Below are 18,655 nucleotides of genomic sequence, written 5' to 3'. Positions count from 1 at the left end.
ACCTTAAGGACATTTATATTAGTGATATAAACATAACGATTGAGATTGAATATGAAAACTGAACACATATCTGATGTTGCGATTATCGGCGGTGGCTTTGGCGCAGTTGCAGCGGCTTGGGCGATTTTGGAACGAGGCTTAAAAGTCGTCATGACTGATGAATTTGATTGGATCGGAGGACAGGCTACGAGTCAGGCTTTATGCGTCATGGATGAATTTTATGATCCCGTTGGCGAGACGCAGATGAATGCACGATATTCGGAATTCCGTGAGCGTTTGCGAAACCATTACCGAGAGAATTATAAGCTATCAGCGATTGGTAACGATCAAATTTACTTTTGCCCAGGCAATGCTGCTTGTGCGCCTGTGACGGCAGAGTCTCATGTTGCCTACAAGGTCATTATGGACCTATTGACTCCTTACGTTGAAAGCGGGCAGTTGACGATCCACACGCGCACCGTGCCAGTGTCTGCTGAAGTAGCAACAGAAAGAATAGTATCGGTCGATTGTCAGCACCTCGACAATGCAGCAAGTATAATCAGTCTCAAAGCCGATTTCTTTCTCGATGGGACTGAAACCGGAGACACTTATCCATTGTTGAATATTGATTATGGATTAGGCGAAGAAGCAAAGGCTACTTTTGGCGAGAAGCATGCTCCGGATAAGGCAAATCGGACTGCCGTACAGTCATATACCTATTGCATCGCTGTTGAATTTGTACCTGGTGGCAATTTCACGATTGAGAAGCCAGAGGGATATGAAGAACTGCGAGATAGACAGCCGTTCAAACTTGGAAATCTGGGGGGGCAAAAGGATCAACCAGGCAAGTTTTTTGAACTCGAGTTTCATCATAAAACTGGTCTTCGTATTGTGCCTTTCTGGTATTACCGTTGCCTGGTGGACAATAAGAATTTCGCTGATTCAGCGCTAACTACATCCCGAGCAGTCATCAATGTAGGCAGCAATGATTACAAGGGCGGAGGCTTTATTGAAAATCCAGATGCAGCGCAGCATTTGACGAGTGCGCGTGCTCTCAGTCGGGCCTATCTGTATTGGTTGCAAACAGAGGCGCCGCGCGATGATGGCGGCTTTGGTTATCCGGAAATTCGTCCGATGCCTGAAGCGACTGGCACTGTCGACGGTATTGCCCAAGGCCCGTACGTTCGTGAAGGTCGTCGACTTCGGGGATGCGATATCGTCGTCGAGGAAGACCTGTCCACTGAGTTTAACTCAACTGCGCGTGCTCGCCAGTTCGCCAATTCAGTTGGATTGGGAGCTTACATGATCGACATTCACTGCCGTTCAGCAGGGGGAGGGGGAATGGTGCAAATGACTCGTCCGTATCAGATACCACTTGGCGCGTTGGTCAGTCCTCAGTTAAAGAATTTTGCCGTTGCAAATAAAGGAATCGGGGTGACCCAGATTACGAACGGTGCATATCGGTTGCACAATACCGAATGGGCAATTGGCGAAGCTGCGGGAGAACTGGCTGCATACTTTCTAGAGCGCAGGCCTGCTCACCCAAACCTGAAAGGGCAGGATTTATTTGCCTACCAACGGCGCTTGCTTGGCGTTGGGATTCCACTCTATTGGTATGAAGATCTAACGCGTGAACATCCTGCTTTCGAAGCTGGGCAATTGTTAGCGCTGACGGGAATTTGGCCGGGGGATCCTCGTCATCTAAGAGTGGATTTGCAGCAAAGTAGTTGTCGGCATCGCCCGATGATGCAAAAAGTGATGCGCAAGATCAAAGAGGTTGGAACGGACCTAGATGTGCTGCGGGACATTCATACCATCAATCATGGTTCACGGAAAATGGACCTAATGTATCAGATGGTTTGCATGATGGATCGAATTGGCTGGCCAGAAGCTGCGATCAACCGAGAGTGGCCAACCTTTGCGGAAGAGGATTTTGATGTGCTGGATCCATCAAAGGTATGGTGATGAAAATCAGACTTTGTCAGCCACTAATGAAAGTGGCTGACAAAGTCTGAGCTTAAAAGTGTTTTCACTTCGGGCTAGAAGGGAAACAAATGTGGCATACAAACGCTAGCTGCTCATCGCGCTCATCGGCGGAGCGAACTTGGTCAGGTTGATGCCTTCAACGGCGGCCTTGTATTCCTCGAAGTTTGGCGTGCGGCCAAGGATCGCGGAGAGCACAACGACGGGTGTCGATGCGAGCAAGGATTCACCCTTTTTGCGCTCGGAGTCCTCCACGACGCGTCCTTGGAAGAGGCGCGTCGAAGTCGCCATGACGGTGTCGCCCTTGGCGGCCTTTTCCTGGTTGCCCATACAGAGATTACAGCCGGGGCGTTCCAAATACATCATGTTTTCGTATTCGGTGCGCGCGGCGTTTTTCGGGGCGTCGTCATTGAACACAAAGCCGGAATATTTCTGGAGCATGTCCCAGTCGCCTTCTTCCTTGAGCTCGTCGATGATGTTGTAGGTCGGCGCGGCGACCACCAGTGGTGCATGGAACTCGACCTTGCCTTGTTGGGCTTCGAGATTCTTCAGCATCTGCGAAACGATCTTCAAGTCGCCCTTGTGCACCATGCAGGAGCCGACGAAACCGAGGTCCACGTGCTTCGTGCCTTCGTAGTAAGAGAGGGCGCGAATGGTGTCGTGGGTGTAGCGCTTGGAAACGTCCTCGTTGTTGACGTCCGGGTCGGCGATCATCGGCTCAACGATCTGATCAAGGTCGACGACGAACTCGGCAAAATACTTGGCGTTGGCGTCGGGCGTCAGCGCGGGCTTTACGCCGGTGCGGATTTCGGTAATGCGTTCGTTGGCCTTGTCGATCAAGCCCTGCAGGACCTGGGCATCGTTGTCCATGCCCTTGTCGATCATGATCTGGATGCGGCTCTTGGCGATCTCCAGCGATTCGATCAGGGTGTCGTCCTGGGAAATGCAGATGGAGGCCTTGGCCTTCATTTCGGCCGTCCAGTCGGTAAAGGTAAAGGCTTGGTCGGCAGGCAGGGTGCCGATGTGGACCTCGATGATGCGGCCCTGGAAGACGTTTTCACCGAACTTCTGCAACATCTGCGCCTGCGTAGCGTGGACGACGTCGCGGAAGTCCATGTGGTCCTTGAGGTCGCCCTTGAAGGTCACCTTGACGGATTCCGGAATCGGCATGGTGGCCTCGCCGGTGGCCAACGCGAGCGCGACGGTGCCGGAGTCCGCGCCAAAGGCTACGCCCTTGGACATGCGGGTGTGGGAGTCGCCGCCAATGATGATCGCCCATTCGTCCACAGTCAGGTCGTTGAGCACCTTGTGGATGACGTCCGTCATCGCGTGGTAAACACCCTTGGGGTCACGCGCGGTGATCAGGCCAAAATTGTTCATGAACTGCATCAGGCGCGGGATGTTGGCCTGCGCCTTTTTATCCCAAACCGACGCCGTGTGGCAGCCCGACTGATAGGCGCCATCAACCGTCGGCGATACCACGGTGGCGGCCATGGCTTCCAGCTCTTGCATGGTCATGAGCCCGGTGGTGTCCTGAGAACCGACGATGTTAACCTTCACGCGGACGTCCGAGCCCGCATGCAAGGTGAGGCCATCGGTTACGCCGACCGCGTTCTTGTTGAAGATCTTCTCAACGGCGGTGAGGCCCTGGCCGGGGTGCGAAATTTCCTTCGACGGCGCAAAGACCGGCGTTTGCTCCACGCCCAGGGTTTTTGCGGCGAAGGTCTGGAGCTTCTTGCCGAAGACAATCGCATAGGAGCCGCCGGCCTTGATGAACTCCACCTTTTGCGGCGTGAGCGCGGAAGAAATGTCCGTCAGCTCCTGGTCGCCATTGAAGAGTTTTTTCTGCTTAGTGTTGATCGTGAGAACGGTGCCCGTGGCGACGGAATACGCCTGCTCAAGCACCGGATCGTCGTTGTCGTCGAGGATCGGGTTGCCGTTCTCATCGAGCTTCTTCTTCCAGTTCTTCAGGTCGAGGCCGATGCCACCCGTCACGCCGACGGTGGTCAAAAAGATCGGAGAAATGCCGTTGGTGCCCGCAACGATGGGGGCGATATTGACGAACGGGACATAGGGGCTGGCCTGCTTACCGGTCCAGAGCGCAACGTTATTGACGCCCGACATGCGGGAGGAACCCACGCCCATGGTGCCCTTTTCGGCGATCAGCATGACGCGCTTGCCGGGGTGCTTGGCCTGAAGCTCGCGGATTTCCTTCTGGGCGGCTTCGGAGATCATGCACTTGCCATGCAGCTCGCGGTCGGAGCGGGAGTGCGCCTGATTACCGGGCGAAAGGAGGTCGGTGGAGATGTCACCCTCGGCGGCAATGTAGCAGACCACGTCGATCTTTTCGTCGGCATCGGGCAGCTTGGTGAAGAACTCGGCCTTGGCGTAGCTTTCGAGGATGTCCTTGGCGACCGCGTTGCCCGCCTTGTAGGCGTCGGCGAGGCGATCACTGTCGGCGTCGTAGAGGAAGACTTGCGTTTTGAGGACGTCGGCTGCGCTCTTGGCGATCGCTTCGTCGTTGCCCAGCGCCAAGTCGAGGAGCACCTCTACGGACGGGCCGCCCTTCATGTGGGACAGCAGCTCAAAGGCAAACTCAGGTGAAATTTCTGCAACGACCGTTTCGCCCAGAATGATTTCCTTGAGGAATTGGGCTTTGACGCCAGCCGCGCTGGTAGTGCCTGGCAACGTGTTGTAGATGAAGAACTTGAGGGAGTCTTCGCGGTGTTCGTGATCAAGGTCTTTGATTTGCTCGATGATCTCGGCGAGCAGTGCGCCGTCGTCGATGGGCTTGGGGTGCAAGCCTTGGTTCTTACGTTCTTCGATCTCGTTGATGTAGTCGGTGTATAAGTTCATGTGTCCCGTATACGGATGTCGGTTAAAGCTCAAGTATTTGAAAATATGTCGTTAGCAAGTCGTTGAAAATAGCAGCCTATAAGCAACATTTCAATCTACTGCCGTCAGGTCAATCAGCTCAAGAATATTCATTCAGCGCCAGAATGACAATTGGCGAAGCGACGTTGTTGTCAGCCAAATACATGCCAGCTGGCCACTGTATCGAGTAAGTCACAGCGATTACCGTGTGTTTTGGGCTCACTTTACTGTCAAGGGTCGGCCCGATTTACAGTGTGAAGTTAGAACGTAGGATGATGTCTACTACGGATGCCATTGGCGACGTTGCAGAAAACCAGTCTGAAGCTTCATGGCTCCAGCGTTTAATAAGCCCCTATGAAAAATTACGCATCAGAAATAGAGAATGGTCACGCAGTTCTTGGTATTGAGTTAGGCTCGACGCGCATTAAGGCGGTCTTGATCGGCTCGGATAACCAACCAATCGCATCAGGTGGTTACGGCTGGGAGAATAAATTGCTAGATGGCATCTGGACTTATTCTTTGGACGAAGTTTGGGCGGGGATACAGGCGAGCTATGCGGAACTGCAGCAGATGGTCCAGGCAGAGGTCGGAGTCGAGCTGACCAAGGTCAAGGCCATTGGGTTCAGCGCCATGATGCATGGGTATTTGGTCTTTGACGCTCAAGAACAGCAGTTGGTTCCTTTCCGAACTTGGCGCAACAACATTACGGGCACTGCTTCCGAAAAACTTACAGAGTTATTTGATTATCCGATACCGCAGCGCTGGAGCATTGCGCACCTTTATCAGGCGATGCTGAATGATGAGTCGCACGTAGGGCAGATCGTCCACATGACGACGCTTGCTGGCTATGTTCATTGGCGACTCACAGGCCAAAAAACAATGGGGATTGGCGAAGCGTCGGGCATGTTCCCTATCGATATCGCCTCTCAGGATTTCAATGCGGGCATGATTACGCAGTTTGATGAGTTGGCGTCGCAGAAGGGTTTTGGTTGGAAGCTGAAGGATTTGCTGCCTCAAGTGATGACTGCTGGAGAAGTCGCAGGACGATTGACCGAAGGGGGCGCGAAATTACTCGATCCCTCTGGACGCCTGGAGGCGGGTATTCCGTTGTGCCCGCCTGAAGGTGACGCCGGTACTGGCATGGTGGCGACTAACAGCGTTGAAGTTCGCACTGGCAACGTGTCTGCGGGGACGTCGGTTTTTGCGATGCTGGTTTTAGAAAAAGAGCTTTCCAAAGCTCACCACGAAATCGATTTGGTTACCACGCCGGATGGAAAGCTTGTTGGTATGGCGCATACGAATAACTGCTCGTCAGATATCGATGCCTGGGTCGGAATTTTGGGGCAGGCCGCCAAGACAATGGGGGCGGAGTTTTCGACTGATGAACTCTACGGTCGCCTCTTTAATCTCGCTCTAACTGGGGATGCGGATTGTGGCGGACTTTTGGCCTACGGTTATGTTTCAGGTGAGCACGTAACGGGATTCACCGAAGGTCGGCCACTTTTTGTTCGTTCGCCGGACAATCGTTTTACTTTGGCCAACTTCATTCGCACGCACCTGTTTACTGCGCTTTGCGCGCTGCGTACTGGCTTGAACGTTTTGTTGATCGATGAAGGAGTCGAGGTAGACGAAATCCGTGGGCATGGTGGATTTTTTAAAACTCCGATAGTTGGCCAACGCATCATGGCGGCGGCTACGGGTGCTCCTGTTTCGACACTGGATACTGCCGGTGAAGGAGGCGCTTGGGGCATCGCGCTACTGGCGTCGTTTATGATCCGAGACGATGCATCTAACACACTTCCTGAATTCCTGAAACCAGTTTTTGCCGGGAGCATGGGAGATGCCATTGAGCCTGATCCTGAAGACATTACTGGCTTCAATCGATTCTTCGAGCGCTATCACCGTGGACTCCCCATCGAGCGCGCGGCTGTTGAAGCAATGCATTAATTCAATACCACCAACATACGATTTTATGAAGACTAAACAAATTTGGTTTGTTACCGGCAGCCAGCACCTCTATGGGCCGGACACTTTGAAGCAGGTTGCGGCTAATGCGGAAACGATTGCCAATGCCTTAAACGCGGACGATTTAATCCCCGTGGAGATCGTCTTTAAGCCGATCGTCACCACCCCAGCAGAAATCCGGTCGACATTGACTGAGGCCAGTAGCGATAGCCGTTGCATCGGCGTGATCACCTGGATGCACACTTTCTCGCCGGCCAAAATGTGGATCAGCGGATTGAATGCGCTGACCAAGCCGATTTGCCACTTACATACGCAGTTCAATCGCGACATCCCCTGGGATAGCATCGACATGGATTTCATGAACTTGAATCAGTCGGCGCACGGTGGACGTGAATACGGCCACATGCTGACGCGCATGCGTATCCCACGGAAGGTGGTGGTGGGGCATTGGCAGGCTGAGGAAGTCCGGGCGCAACTAGCCAAATGGGTTGGCGTTGCGTTGGGTTGGGACGAAATGCGCAACCTGAAAATCGTTCGTTTTGGCGACAACATGCGCTACGTGTCAGTGACCTGTGGTGACAAAGTAGAGGCTGAACGGATATTTGGCTTTGAGGTTAATACACATGGAGTCGGCGATCTGGTGTCGGTAATCAATGAAAGCGCAGATATGGAGATCGACAAGGTCTGTCAGGAGTATGCTGACCTTTATGAGCTGGCTTCAGAATTGGGCAAGGGCGGCGATCGCCACGACTCGCTACGCGAAGCAGCGCGTATCGAGATTGGTCTTCGCCGCTTCCTGGAAGAGGGTGGTTATGGCGCTTTTTCAGATACTTTTGAGGATTTACATGGGATGGTGCAATTGCCTGGTTTGCCAGTACAGCGCCTCATGGCGGACGGCTATGGTTTCGCAGGCGAAGGCGACTGGAAACACGCAATGTTGGTGCGTGTGCTTAAGGCGATGTCGCCAGGTATGACAGGTGGCACTTCCTTCATGGAAGATTACACCTACCACTTTGATCCCGCTGGCGCCCGTTGCTTAGGGTCTCACATGCTGGAAATCTGCCCATCTATTGCGGCGACAAAACCCCGTGTCGAGGTGCATCCACTCGGTATTGGAGGCAAGGCCGATCCGGTGCGTCTTGTGTTTAATGGCGCCACTGGTCAGGCGATCAATGTTTCTCTCGTTGATCTTGGAAACCGATTCCGCTTTCTGGTCAATGAAGTCGAGAGCGTTGCGATTCCTCAAGCGATGCCAAAGTTGCCGGTTGCCCGTGTTCTTTGGGATGCCAAGCCTAACTTGGCGATTGCTGCTGAAGCCTGGATTCAGGCAGGAGGCGCGCACCACACGGCTTTCAGCTTTGATGTCACAGCTGACCAGATTGAAATGTTGGCGGAGATCGCAGGAGTCGAATGTGTCTTTGTCGACGAGTCGACAGAAATGCGTCGATTCAAACAGGATCTGCGTGCAGGCGAGGTTTACTACGGAATTCGGGGGATCTAATCCATGAATTACCGAGGAATAAGAGAAGAGTGCTGTGAGGCGAATCTGGCGCTGCCCAAGACAGGTCTGGTCGATCTGACCTTTGGCAACGTGAGTGTTCTGGATGCGGATGCAGGTGTTTTTGCCATTAAACCCAGCGGAGTGGATTATGCCGTTCTTCGCCCCGAAGACATGGTGCTCGTTGACCTAAATGGAGAAGTTGTGGAAGGGAAACTACGCTATTCATCTGATACGCCAACCCACCGCCGTCTGTTCCTCGCATTTGCTGGTGATGGCGTGCGTTCCATTGTTCACACCCACTCACGCTGTGCAGTGGCCTTCGCCCAAGCAGGGCGTGAAATTGCATGCTTGGGGACGACCCATGCTGACCACTTTTATGGACCGGTTCCGGTGACTAGGAAGATGACTGCGGATGAAATCAACGGAGATTATGAATGGGAAACTGGGAACGTAATCGTGGAGCGGTTCCAAGAGTTAAACCCAATGGATGTGCCCGCAGTTTTAGTCAATGACCATGGGCCTTTTGTTTGGAACACTTCCGGCTCCAAGGCGGTGGAATATGCCTTTGCGCTTGAAGTCGCAGCCGATATGGCGCTCAAAACTCTCTCAATCTCTCCAGAGCAGCCGCCTGTAGATTCTGTTTTATTGGATAAGCATTTTCTGCGGAAGCATGGCAAGAACGCATATTATGGGCAGTAGGAGGAGTTGGCGTGATGCTGGTTTAATTGCAATCAGAATAGAAGGTGGACGTTTCTCAAGGTTATGGTGATCCAGGCGCCGATTTACTGACGCGCCCAATTTCCCAGTTAAAAAACGGTTGGTTTTAGTGAAGGCTTCAGTTAGCAGTGGAGTCATGCCGAAGAAAAAAGCGAAATCCACGAAGAAGAAAAACGATACATTCACCCCGCCAGAGTTTCTGGTTGATTTGCTGACCGCCCGTTCTCCGACTGGCTTCGAGCAGGAGGCGCAGGCCGTGCTGGCCAAGCATGTGGAGCCGGTGGCGGAGATTTTTGAAAAAGATGCTCTGGGCAACCGCTATGCGACGATCAACCCTGAGGGAGATCCGGTGTTGATGCTGGCTGGTCATATGGACGAACTGGGGCTGATGGTGAAATACATCGACGAAAATGGTTTCGTTTATTTTGATCCGTTGGGCGGGCACGATCCGATCATGATCTCTGGTCGTCGCGTCACGATCATGACGAAGCATGGCGACGTCAAAGGTGTTACCGGTAAGCGCGCAATTCATTTAATGTCGCCCGAAGATCGCAAGAAGGTGCCCGAGTTTCACGAAATGTGGATCGATATCGGCGCAAAAACTCGTGATGAAGCCCTGGAGCGCATTGCGATTGGCGACCCAATGGTCTACGACATGGGCTTCGAACTGATTCATGGCACCGTTGGCGCAGCGCGTGCGTTTGATGATAAGTCAGGCTGCTATGTGGTTAATGAAACCCTCCGTCGCTTAGCCAAGTCCAAGAAAAAGCTAGCTGCTAAGGTGGTCGCTGTTTCGACGACGCAGGAGGAAATCGGCACCCGTGGTGCGACGACTTCTGCTTACAAGGTAAACCCACACCTCGGCATTGCAGTGGACGTAGGCCACGCCACGGACCACCCAGACTGCGACCCGCGCAAGCACGGTCGCCAAGTACAGGGTGGGGGGCCAATTATTGGCCGCGGTCCGAACATCAGCCCGTTCATTTTTGAACGTTTGGTCGAAGTTGCCGAAGCGAACAACATTCCCTATCAGCTCGAGTCTGAGCCGCGCCCGACACCGACTGACGCTCGCGCGATTCAGATGGCTCGTGAAGGTGTTGCTGCATCGATCATTTCGATTCCGTTGCGTTATATGCACACGCCGAGCGAAGTCGTCGACCTGCAGGATATCGAATACACCGTCCAGCTTCTGGTGGCCTTCGCCGAAAGCCTCAAAAAGGGCGAACACGGCGTCTGGTAGGCAATCTCCGGTAGCATCGGAGAGCTTGTGCATTACGCAAAATGCAATTTCGCGGCTGGCTTCACTGAGTGGAGTCAGCCGTTTTTATTCTTCGATTGCACGCCAGCGAACTGATTCGAATATCGTTGGGCTTTGATAGGAGCCAATGGCGAGCGAGCAGGCGTCGCTTGTAGGCGACCAGTTCCATGGGTAGACTACACCCAAGCGACGGCCTTCGATACTTGTGCGGATGTATTCATGGCCGTCGATGAAAATGGTGACGACACCTGACCGCACTTGCACCAGCAGGGTGTAGGAGGTTCCGTTCTTGAGTGGAAAACTGAAATTACGGCTATGACGCAAGTCCACGCCGTCAAGGCTTTGAACGCCGGAAAGGTGATCTTCCCAACCGTCAATGTCCACCGTGCCCACGCTGCCATTGGCCGCGAAAAAGAGGGCGATGGAATAGCGGCCAGACATGCGAGTAAAGGTTAGCTCCACGTCGTAAGCAGATGGGGTGGTTTGCCTTAGAGCGAGAATGGCAATGTCGCCATTGCTTTCGGCATGACCATCAGCGAGATACCAGTGGCCGGATACTTGGCGCAGATTGGGATTGCTCTTTTCGAGAAGATTTTGCCACTCGCCAATGTTGGAGTCGGCAGGTGTGTTTGGAGCTGTCTCATTACTTGTCAGGGCTTTTGGCGGCGTATTGTCCATAGGGGTTGGCGATGTGGGCGTTGACCACACGGCGAATGCCAAGCCCGTAATCAACGCCACCGTAGCAAGTGAAATCAGGCGCCCCAGTTTGGCTGGTTTAGATGGCTTTTCTAACAGTTTCGCGACAAATGCATTTGCTGATTGCGGGCGCTGCGCGGGCTCAGGGCGCAGTGTAGACATGATGAGTTCACTGATGCACTGCGGCGTATCTGGTCGCACTTCATGCGGAGCGGCAAAACTGGCAAGCGGGACTTTGCCTATGAGCAGTTCGTAGCCAATCACACCAAGTGAATACAAGTCGCTACGCGGGTCGCAGTCTGCCGTTTCCAAGACCTCGGGCGCTAGGTAATCCAGCGTGCCAACCGTTGATCCCGTACGCGTCAGTCGCGTGCTATTCTGATCCATCGATAGGGCGAGTCCGAAATCTGTGAGTCGTGCTCGGCTGTCGTAGGAAATGAGCACATTTTCTGGCTTGATGTCACGGTGAGCAATGCCGGCTGCATGCGCCACGGCCAACGCTTCGGCGATTTCTCGTAGCCATTGAATCGCTTTTTCAATCGAAACGCCTTGTTTGTGTTGGTTGATCTGTTCGCGTAAACTACCACCGGCAACATGCTCCATAACGATGGTTGCTGTATGGTTGCTCGTTCGTTCGAAGTGGTGAATGGACACGATTCCGGGATGACTCAGCCGCGCCATGATACGCGCTTCACGCTCAAGGCGTTCCAAAATAGATGCGTCGACATCGATATTAACTGTGACCTGTTTGATGGCGACTTCGCGGTCGAGGCTTTCTTGTTTTGCCAAGTAAACGACCCCCATGCCGCCGCGACCAATTTCACGAATCACTTGATAGCCGGGCAGTTCGGGCAGCGTAGGCGTCCCCAGGCGAATCAAATTGGCGGGATTGAGCCCTGCTAAATGGCCGTGCGGTGATCGCTTGGGGTGGGGGGTGCTCATTCGATCGGATTAGTGTAGGCTACGCAAAACTTGGGCGAGGTAATCAATTTCCTCATCTACATCGACACCCTCGGGTTGTCCGATGGAGACCTCTGTGCGCAGCAACTCACGGAATTTTGTGCGCATACGGTGCACGGCGATTTTTAAACTGCCCTCGGTCATCTTCAACTGTTTGCCTACTTTGACATACTCTTCCGCGCTACCTTCCTCATTGAGAAAGCGACGCATGGCGTCGAACTGTTCACTTTTACCGCGGTCGGTGTAGTATATCTCTAGTTTCGCGACTGCGTGGTTGAGCATCGTAAGCGCCCATTGGCGGTCGTAGAGATGCTCATCGCTTTCGCCCTCGATTTGTTGGTCGGCATAGAAATTTTCCGCTTCCTCGCCGTCAAAGGAAATGACTTTGCCGCCGCCGCGTCGTTCGGCGAGGTCTCTTTTACGTTCGTCGTTGATGTGACGGTTGAGAATCGTGAGCAGGTAGGTGCGCAGCTTGCCGCGTTGGACATCGGCATGATCCAAGAGGCGCTTTTCGATAACTTTTTGAAAAAAACCTTGCACCATGTCTTCGGCGTCGGAAGCGCTAAGGCCCTTGCGCCGACACCAAGCGTAGAGCGGAAACCAGTAGTCTTGGCAGAAATCTTCCAGTGCCCGACTGGCTTCAGGACCCTCGCCACGCGCGCGTAGCACCATGCTCCAGCGCGTGGCGCGAAACTTCCGCATGTTGGCGTCACTCTCAGGCATATTTAATGTTTTGATGGATAAATCGCATTTTCCATGCTTTTTTTCGTAACCAGGCAATTGGAAATTCCAATATACATGTGTGAAGAAACTCCAATCTGCTTATTATTTTACATCTTTTACAATTTTCCTGTTCTTTGCTTTGGCCGCTAGGGGGCAAGTTCCGGACGTAACGCCCGCTTTCCCCACGAACCTCACTGGCGCTCCGGGGACGCTGTTGTACCGCCAAATCGGGCTCAACCGTGTCACGAATATTGCTTATCACAATGGTTTCATCTATACGCATGAGGTTGGTGGTGGCAATCCCCGTCGCTGGTTGTTTACGGACATTAACGATCCATCGACATTTACGATCCAACAGACTGGCGCGGGCGTGGGGCCGTTTTCTGATCACGGCACGCATGGTCACTTTAAGGTCGGTGACTGGCTGGGGGGCCAGTTCGGTATGGAAATCCGCCGCCAGAGTGACGGCGTTAACGTGCTGCAAGCCATGCCTGGTTTCGTTTATCTCAATAACGAGGTGTTGCAACCCGGCGATGGTATTTCACGTATGTATTATCCATGGGGCACGCCGTTTAACTGGATTCAATATGAGGCCTCCGTCGGTAATGGTTTCCTCTATCGGGGTACGGAAAAATTGATCGAATGGCCCGCGCTTGCGGAGCATGGCGTCGCGGGCAACTCTCTACTGCTCGGCAACCTGTTGTTCATTACATCAGACGAATCTGACATGGGAATTCTTGCCTACGACATTTCTCCGGTATTCGAAACACCAGCCCAACCGCCGGTGCTGCTCGATAAATTATCGGGTGCGCTCGGCTCCTACATTGCCTCTCCGTGGGAGCACTACTTAGTGCTTGGGCGTCGTTCGGGGCTGGTTGATATCGTGGATTTTAGTGACCCAACGAATCTGCAACACGTGACGACTATTGATTGTTCAGGAGACCCAGCGCAGGATCTGAACAACGGCCTCGGCTACATTCAATGTCAGGATAATTTCGTATTCCTCGACCGTCATAAAATTGACATGGACACCTTTGCGCCGGTGCTGGAATTTGACGAAGTGGGTACGAATCGCCCGGTTGGCAGTATCGGTGGACAACTCGACACCAGCCAGCGTATGTTGCCCGTCGGTAATTTGCTCATCACCGGCGGCTACAGCATCAGCGGGGCCGATGGTGTGGGCGTGTGGCTCCACGATTCCTCGCCCGATACGAATGCGCCTTACGTGGGCTACCATGTGCCACGTCCCGGGCAGACAAATTTCCCGCTCGGTGCGCCAATTAGCCTGCTCATTCATGAGACGCTCGAGTCTTACACCATCGTGAATGGAGAGTCAGTCATCCTACGTCCGCTGGGCGGTGATCCCGTTGATGCAATTGTCAGCTTTTCCTACGACGATGTGCTCACAATCACGCCGGACGAATACTTGTTGCCCGATACGACCTATGAAGTGGAGATCGTTGCCGACGGGATTAAAGACGTTTCCGGCAACGGAATCTTACCTTACACGTTTACGTTTTCCACCGGCGACGGTGTTGCGGGTGGTAATGCATCGCCGGTTATTGCGAGTTTTGACGCCACGCCTTCCCCAGCCGAGCCGGGCAGCGAAGTGACGTTTAGTGCAAGCGCAACTGATGCAGATTTAGACGAACTGGAGTACCGTTTCGTCTTTGGCGACGGTGGCATGGTGCGTGATTGGGATACATTGGCCAGCGCGAGCCATGTTTACACCGACGCTGGTCACTACGGCGTCAAAGTTCAAGTGCGCGATGTTCGCACTGGCACGCCGTTGTCGACAGTTTCGCAAACTGGCGCCATTACCATCGCGGCTGAGCCGCCTGCAACGATGCCTACACACTCATCGCCGATCGCACTCAACGAAACGTCCCGCCAACTGTGGGTCGTGAATCCGGATAATAACTCTGTGAGCATTATTGATCCGGATGCGCGCACACTTGTGCAGGAGATTAATTTGAATGTGCAGCTTAGTCTCGCGGGGAGCATCGATCCTCGCAATGTCGCCATCGACGGTGTGGGCAATGCCTGGGTGACGTGTCGTGACGCCAATTGCGTTGCGGTGCTGAGTCCAGCAGGTTCGTTGGCCGGCGCCATTTTTTACGACTACGGACACACGCCGATGGGGGTTGCGATCACGCCGGATGGCGCGACAGCTTATGTCACGCTGGAGGGCTCCGGGGAACTACGCCGCTATGACACCGTCACGCGTGCTGAAACGGGTAGCTTGGCGCTTGGTCCGATGCCTCGTGCGCTGGCAATCACGGCCGATGGCGCGAGCGTGTTCGTGACGCGGTTTATTTCCGAGGAAAGTCACGGTGAAATATGGGAAATTGACGCTGCCGCAATGGCGCTCGCCGACACGATCAACCTTCAACGCGACCGCACGCCGGACGGCGCTTCGGGCGGGCGCGGTGTGCCGAACTACGTTAGCAGCATCACGATATCGCCTGCTGGCGACTACGCATACTACACCGCCGTAAAGGCGAACACGCAGCGCGGTCAGTATTTCAATCAAGGCGTTGGCACGAACGACCCTTTAGACTCAGACAACACCGTGCGTGCGATCGTGGGGCGCATCAACTTGTCAAATAACAGCGAGCCGTTCATCAGCACGGCGCAAAATTACCGCGTCGACATCGATAACAGCGACTCGCCAACGAGCATCGTTTTCTCTCCGCGTGGCGATTACTTCTTTGTGAGTTTGCAGGGGAATAATCACTTCGCCGTGTTTGATGATCTGCTCGTGCGCGAGTTTCCCCGGGCGCCAACGGCGAAGACTTCGAAAGGACGTTTTGCAACCGGACTGGCTCCTCAGGGCCTTGTGTTTGACTCGGTGACGAACCAGATTTTCAGCGCGGACTTTATGGGTCGATCGGTGACGGCGCATGACCTGGATGGCTTTTTAAGCTTTGGTTCACGCGCTACGGAGCGCCTCGCGATCTCCAAAGTAACGAGCGAAGCACTGGCGCCAGAAGTCCTATTGGGGAAACAAATATTCTACCTCGCCGATGATGCTAGCGGTCTGACCAGTTTACCGTCGATGAGCCTCGAAGGATACATCTCCTGCGCGAGCTGTCACGTGGATGGTTCGCATGACGGGCGTACGTGGGACTTTACTCAACGCGGAGAAGGGCTGCGCAACACCACGGATTTACGTGGCCGATCTGGTATGGGGCAGGGCAATGTGCACTGGACAGGAAACTTCGACGAAGTGCAGGACTTCATCCTCGATATCGTCAACGAGTTTGGCGGTGGTGATGGTTTACTGCCCGAAGGCGAGTCGCCGAATCCGTCACTCGGGGCATCCAATGCTGGGCGTTCGACGGAGCTCGATGCACTCGCGGCTTACGTGAGTTCTCTCGGCACGGAGACATTGCCGCGTAGCCCATATCGAAATCCATATGGCACGCTGCGATCAGCAGCACTGCGTGGCCAGGAAGTGTTCAACGAACTCAACTGCGCGAGCTGTCACTCTGGCGCGGATCGCACCGACAGCACGGTTGGCGTGGCGACCTTGCACGATGTCGGTACGTTGCGCGCGAGCTCGGGCCAACGCCTGAGCGCTGTCTTGACGGGCATTGACACGCCAAGCTTGAATGGACTTTGGACCACAGCGCCATATTTGCACGATGGCTCGGCGCTGACGATTGACGAAGTGTTCCGCGTGGCTGGGGGAGAGATTTATCAGGCTGAAGATGCTGCGCATAGCGGCGGAGCCTACCTGCCGGGCGGTCCCCGTATCAACGAAGACAGCTCAATGCACGGCCAGATGGTTTACGTGAGCTCTGGTCAAAGCGTAACCTTTAGCAATGTTGATGGTGGGGGTGGCGGCTTAGGCGACTTAGAACTCCGTTGGATGATTTCATTTTATGGCACGGCAGGTACGGTGACCGCGAATATTAACGGCGTCGATTACGACGTGAGTGCACAGCGTCCACTGGGCTTTGAGTCGTCGATGAATCACTGGTTCCGCCTGCGGATTGAAGACGTGGACCTGGCGGCTGGCGCCTCCAACACCATCACCGTGACTTGCACGGGAAATGAAAACGGCTTCGATGAAATGGTCGTCATCAATGCCGATGATCGCGCTGCCGCAACACACCGCAGCGCGCTCGCGTTGGACGAAGCTGACTACGAAGCGCTCATGCAATTCCTACTGCAGATCGACGGCAGCGGCAACGTTCAGCCGGCCAATCCTACGGCCGTGATTATGAGCGTGCAGGGGGACCAGTCGATGCTGCCTTACGCGGAGTTTGACATTGTTTTTTCCGAGCCCGTGACAGGCTTTGAATATGAGGACTTGCTAATCACGGACAATGCACTGTCGACGATGGCGGGCTTTTACGCGATCGAAGAGGGAGTGCATTACCGTTTGCGTTTATCTGGCTTTACACAGGATGGTGCGATCACGGTTGAACTGCCTGCACACAGCGCGAATGCCATCGACGATGGTTTGCCTAACCTCGTGGCGGAACTCGATGAGTTGGTTCACGTGATGGCCGACGACCTCGCGCTGCTGTCCGATGAATTTGACGACCCTACGAGCATCGCGAATTGGCAGCGCAACTATCAGGTCGAAGGGTGGGGCGATGGCGCCAACAAACTTGAAACATGGGATATCGCTGTCTCGCGCGAAGGCCACATGCGCGCCATGCCATACAGTAGCACGTGGTTCCAGAATTGGACGGGCGCCTATGCGTTTAAAGAAATTACCGGCGACTTCGTGGTGACGATGCGACTGGAGGTTAACCGTCGCAATGGGTTAGCGGGGCGACCGAGCTCTCAGTTTAGTCTGGCGGGCATCATGGTGCGCACGCCACGCGACGTCAGTGATGCCGCGCCCACGCCGGACCCGGGTCCTGGAGTTGTGCTGCCGTGGCCAGCGCCTGCGGAGGGGCAACCCAACCATTATACGACTGATTGGGAGCGTGACACTGAGAATTATATTTTCCTTTCTTATGGCTACACGTCGCCGACATTTTCAACCATTGATGATACCTGGTCCTGCGAAGTGAAGACCACGATCGACGGCGCTTCCACGCTCTATGGCGTCCAGACAGGAATCCCGGTGAATGAAAACGAAGCGACGCTGCAAATCATTCGTCGCGGCTCGACCTTCCTGCTACTGCGTCGTCATGGTGATGGCCCGTGGATCATCGAAAATCGCTTCGTTCGCAACGATATGCCGGATACGCTGCAAGTTGGTCTGACGACATATACGGACTGGCCGACTGCAGGCGCTTTGGAGGAGTTCCACCACAACCGCACGGTCATTGATTCGGCGGGCAATCCCGATGTTGTGGCTGACGTGGATTACTTCCGAGTGCATCGACCTAGCCCAGATATCACTGAGGATATGCTGGCTGCTGTGAACATTACCGGGCAGTGGGGCAACGCGAGCCCCTTGGCCGTTACGTCGCTCAGTGGACTCTTGGGAGACGGCTCGGATTATCCCTCCGATGGCGAGAGCTACTCGGTTTGGTTGGCGCGTCATTTCACGCCGGAGCAGTTGGCCGATCCGCTAGTTTTCGATACGCCACTGGAGCACCGCGCGGATGATTTGCCCGGCTTGCTGGGTTACCTGACGACCGGTGAAATGATTGACCAACCACTCGCACCGATGACGTTGAGCCTGATTGGAGGAGTGCCACAGATCGAGTTGCATCGCAATGCTATGGCGCGTGGCTATCGCTGGGTTATTGAAGCGACCGACGACCTCGAAACATGGGAAATATTAGCGGAGTCGGTCAATGGCCAAGAACCGAGTGGGCCGGGCTTTATCAGTGAAGAGTCGGGCCCGATCCGGATGGTCATGCTAGAGGATATTGTCGATTGGTCGTCGCCGCGTTTTTACCGGCTGAATGTGGAGCCGGAATAGTTTGACCTTATGCAACGAGAGAGCCCGGCATTGCTGCTGGGCTCTCTTTTCATCTGATAAACCTGAAGATTACGGCAAGGGCGCGCATACATTGCCAATTGCG

General features: G+C 54.2%; 9 protein-coding genes. 6 read left to right on the top strand and 3 right to left on the bottom strand.

Going from position 1 to position 18,655, the window contains the following annotated elements:
* Positions 1-51 precede the first annotated feature (51 nt).
* On the top strand, positions 52-1,944 hold the full coding sequence (locus tag RBB63_RS11755) for an FAD-dependent oxidoreductase (protein ID WP_309384407.1): 1,893 nt from the start codon (positions 52-54) through the stop codon (positions 1,942-1,944).
* A 105-nt stretch (positions 1,945-2,049) separates the two neighbouring features.
* Here the strand turns inward: RBB63_RS11755 and RBB63_RS11750 are convergent, their stop codons facing one another.
* Positions 2,050-4,818, bottom strand: coding sequence for a bifunctional aconitate hydratase 2/2-methylisocitrate dehydratase (locus RBB63_RS11750; RefSeq protein WP_309384405.1), 2,769 nt, complete (start codon positions 4,816-4,818; stop codon positions 2,050-2,052).
* A 372-nt stretch (positions 4,819-5,190) separates the two neighbouring features.
* Here RBB63_RS11750 and RBB63_RS11745 point away from each other — a divergent pair, with 372 nt between their 5' ends.
* From RBB63_RS11745 to RBB63_RS11730, 4 genes are all read left to right on the top strand, one after another.
* Positions 5,191-6,783 (top strand): xylulokinase, encoded by a 1,593-nt coding sequence (locus RBB63_RS11745; protein ID WP_309384403.1) that lies wholly within the window; start codon positions 5,191-5,193, stop codon positions 6,781-6,783.
* A 25-nt stretch (positions 6,784-6,808) separates the two neighbouring features.
* A complete protein-coding gene (gene araA / locus RBB63_RS11740) occupies positions 6,809-8,302 on the top strand; it encodes an L-arabinose isomerase (RefSeq protein ID WP_309384401.1) in 1,494 nt (497 codons plus the stop codon).
* Positions 8,303-8,305: 3 nt separating this feature from the next.
* Positions 8,306-9,001 carry an L-ribulose-5-phosphate 4-epimerase AraD gene (araD, locus tag RBB63_RS11735; RefSeq protein ID WP_309384399.1) on the top strand — a complete coding sequence of 232 codons (696 nt, stop codon included), beginning with the start codon at positions 8,306-8,308 and terminating at the stop codon, positions 8,999-9,001.
* A 154-nt stretch (positions 9,002-9,155) separates the two neighbouring features.
* Positions 9,156-10,259: a M20/M25/M40 family metallo-hydrolase gene (locus RBB63_RS11730; protein ID WP_309384397.1), complete on the top strand. Its 1,104-nt coding sequence runs from the start codon at positions 9,156-9,158 to the stop codon at positions 10,257-10,259.
* 84 nt (positions 10,260-10,343) lie between these two features.
* Here the strand turns inward: RBB63_RS11730 and RBB63_RS11725 are convergent, their stop codons facing one another.
* Positions 10,344-11,915, bottom strand: coding sequence for a serine/threonine-protein kinase (locus RBB63_RS11725; RefSeq protein ID WP_309384395.1), 1,572 nt, complete (start codon positions 11,913-11,915; stop codon positions 10,344-10,346).
* Between the two features lie 9 nt (positions 11,916-11,924).
* Positions 11,925-12,656 (bottom strand): RNA polymerase sigma factor, encoded by a 732-nt coding sequence (locus tag RBB63_RS11720; protein ID WP_309384393.1) that lies wholly within the window; start codon positions 12,654-12,656, stop codon positions 11,925-11,927.
* A gap of 79 nt (positions 12,657-12,735) precedes the next feature.
* On the opposite strand from RBB63_RS11720, the gene RBB63_RS11715 reads away from it, so the two are divergent.
* Positions 12,736-18,552, top strand: coding sequence for an Ig-like domain-containing protein (locus tag RBB63_RS11715; protein ID WP_309384391.1), 5,817 nt, complete (start codon positions 12,736-12,738; stop codon positions 18,550-18,552).
* The last annotated feature ends 103 nt before the right edge of the window (positions 18,553-18,655 follow it).

The organism is Cerasicoccus frondis (assembly GCA_031296915.1).
In the GTDB taxonomy this organism is placed as follows: domain Bacteria; phylum Verrucomicrobiota; class Verrucomicrobiia; order Opitutales; family Cerasicoccaceae; genus Cerasicoccus; species Cerasicoccus frondis.
This window is presented reverse-complemented; position numbering and strand designations above follow the sequence as displayed.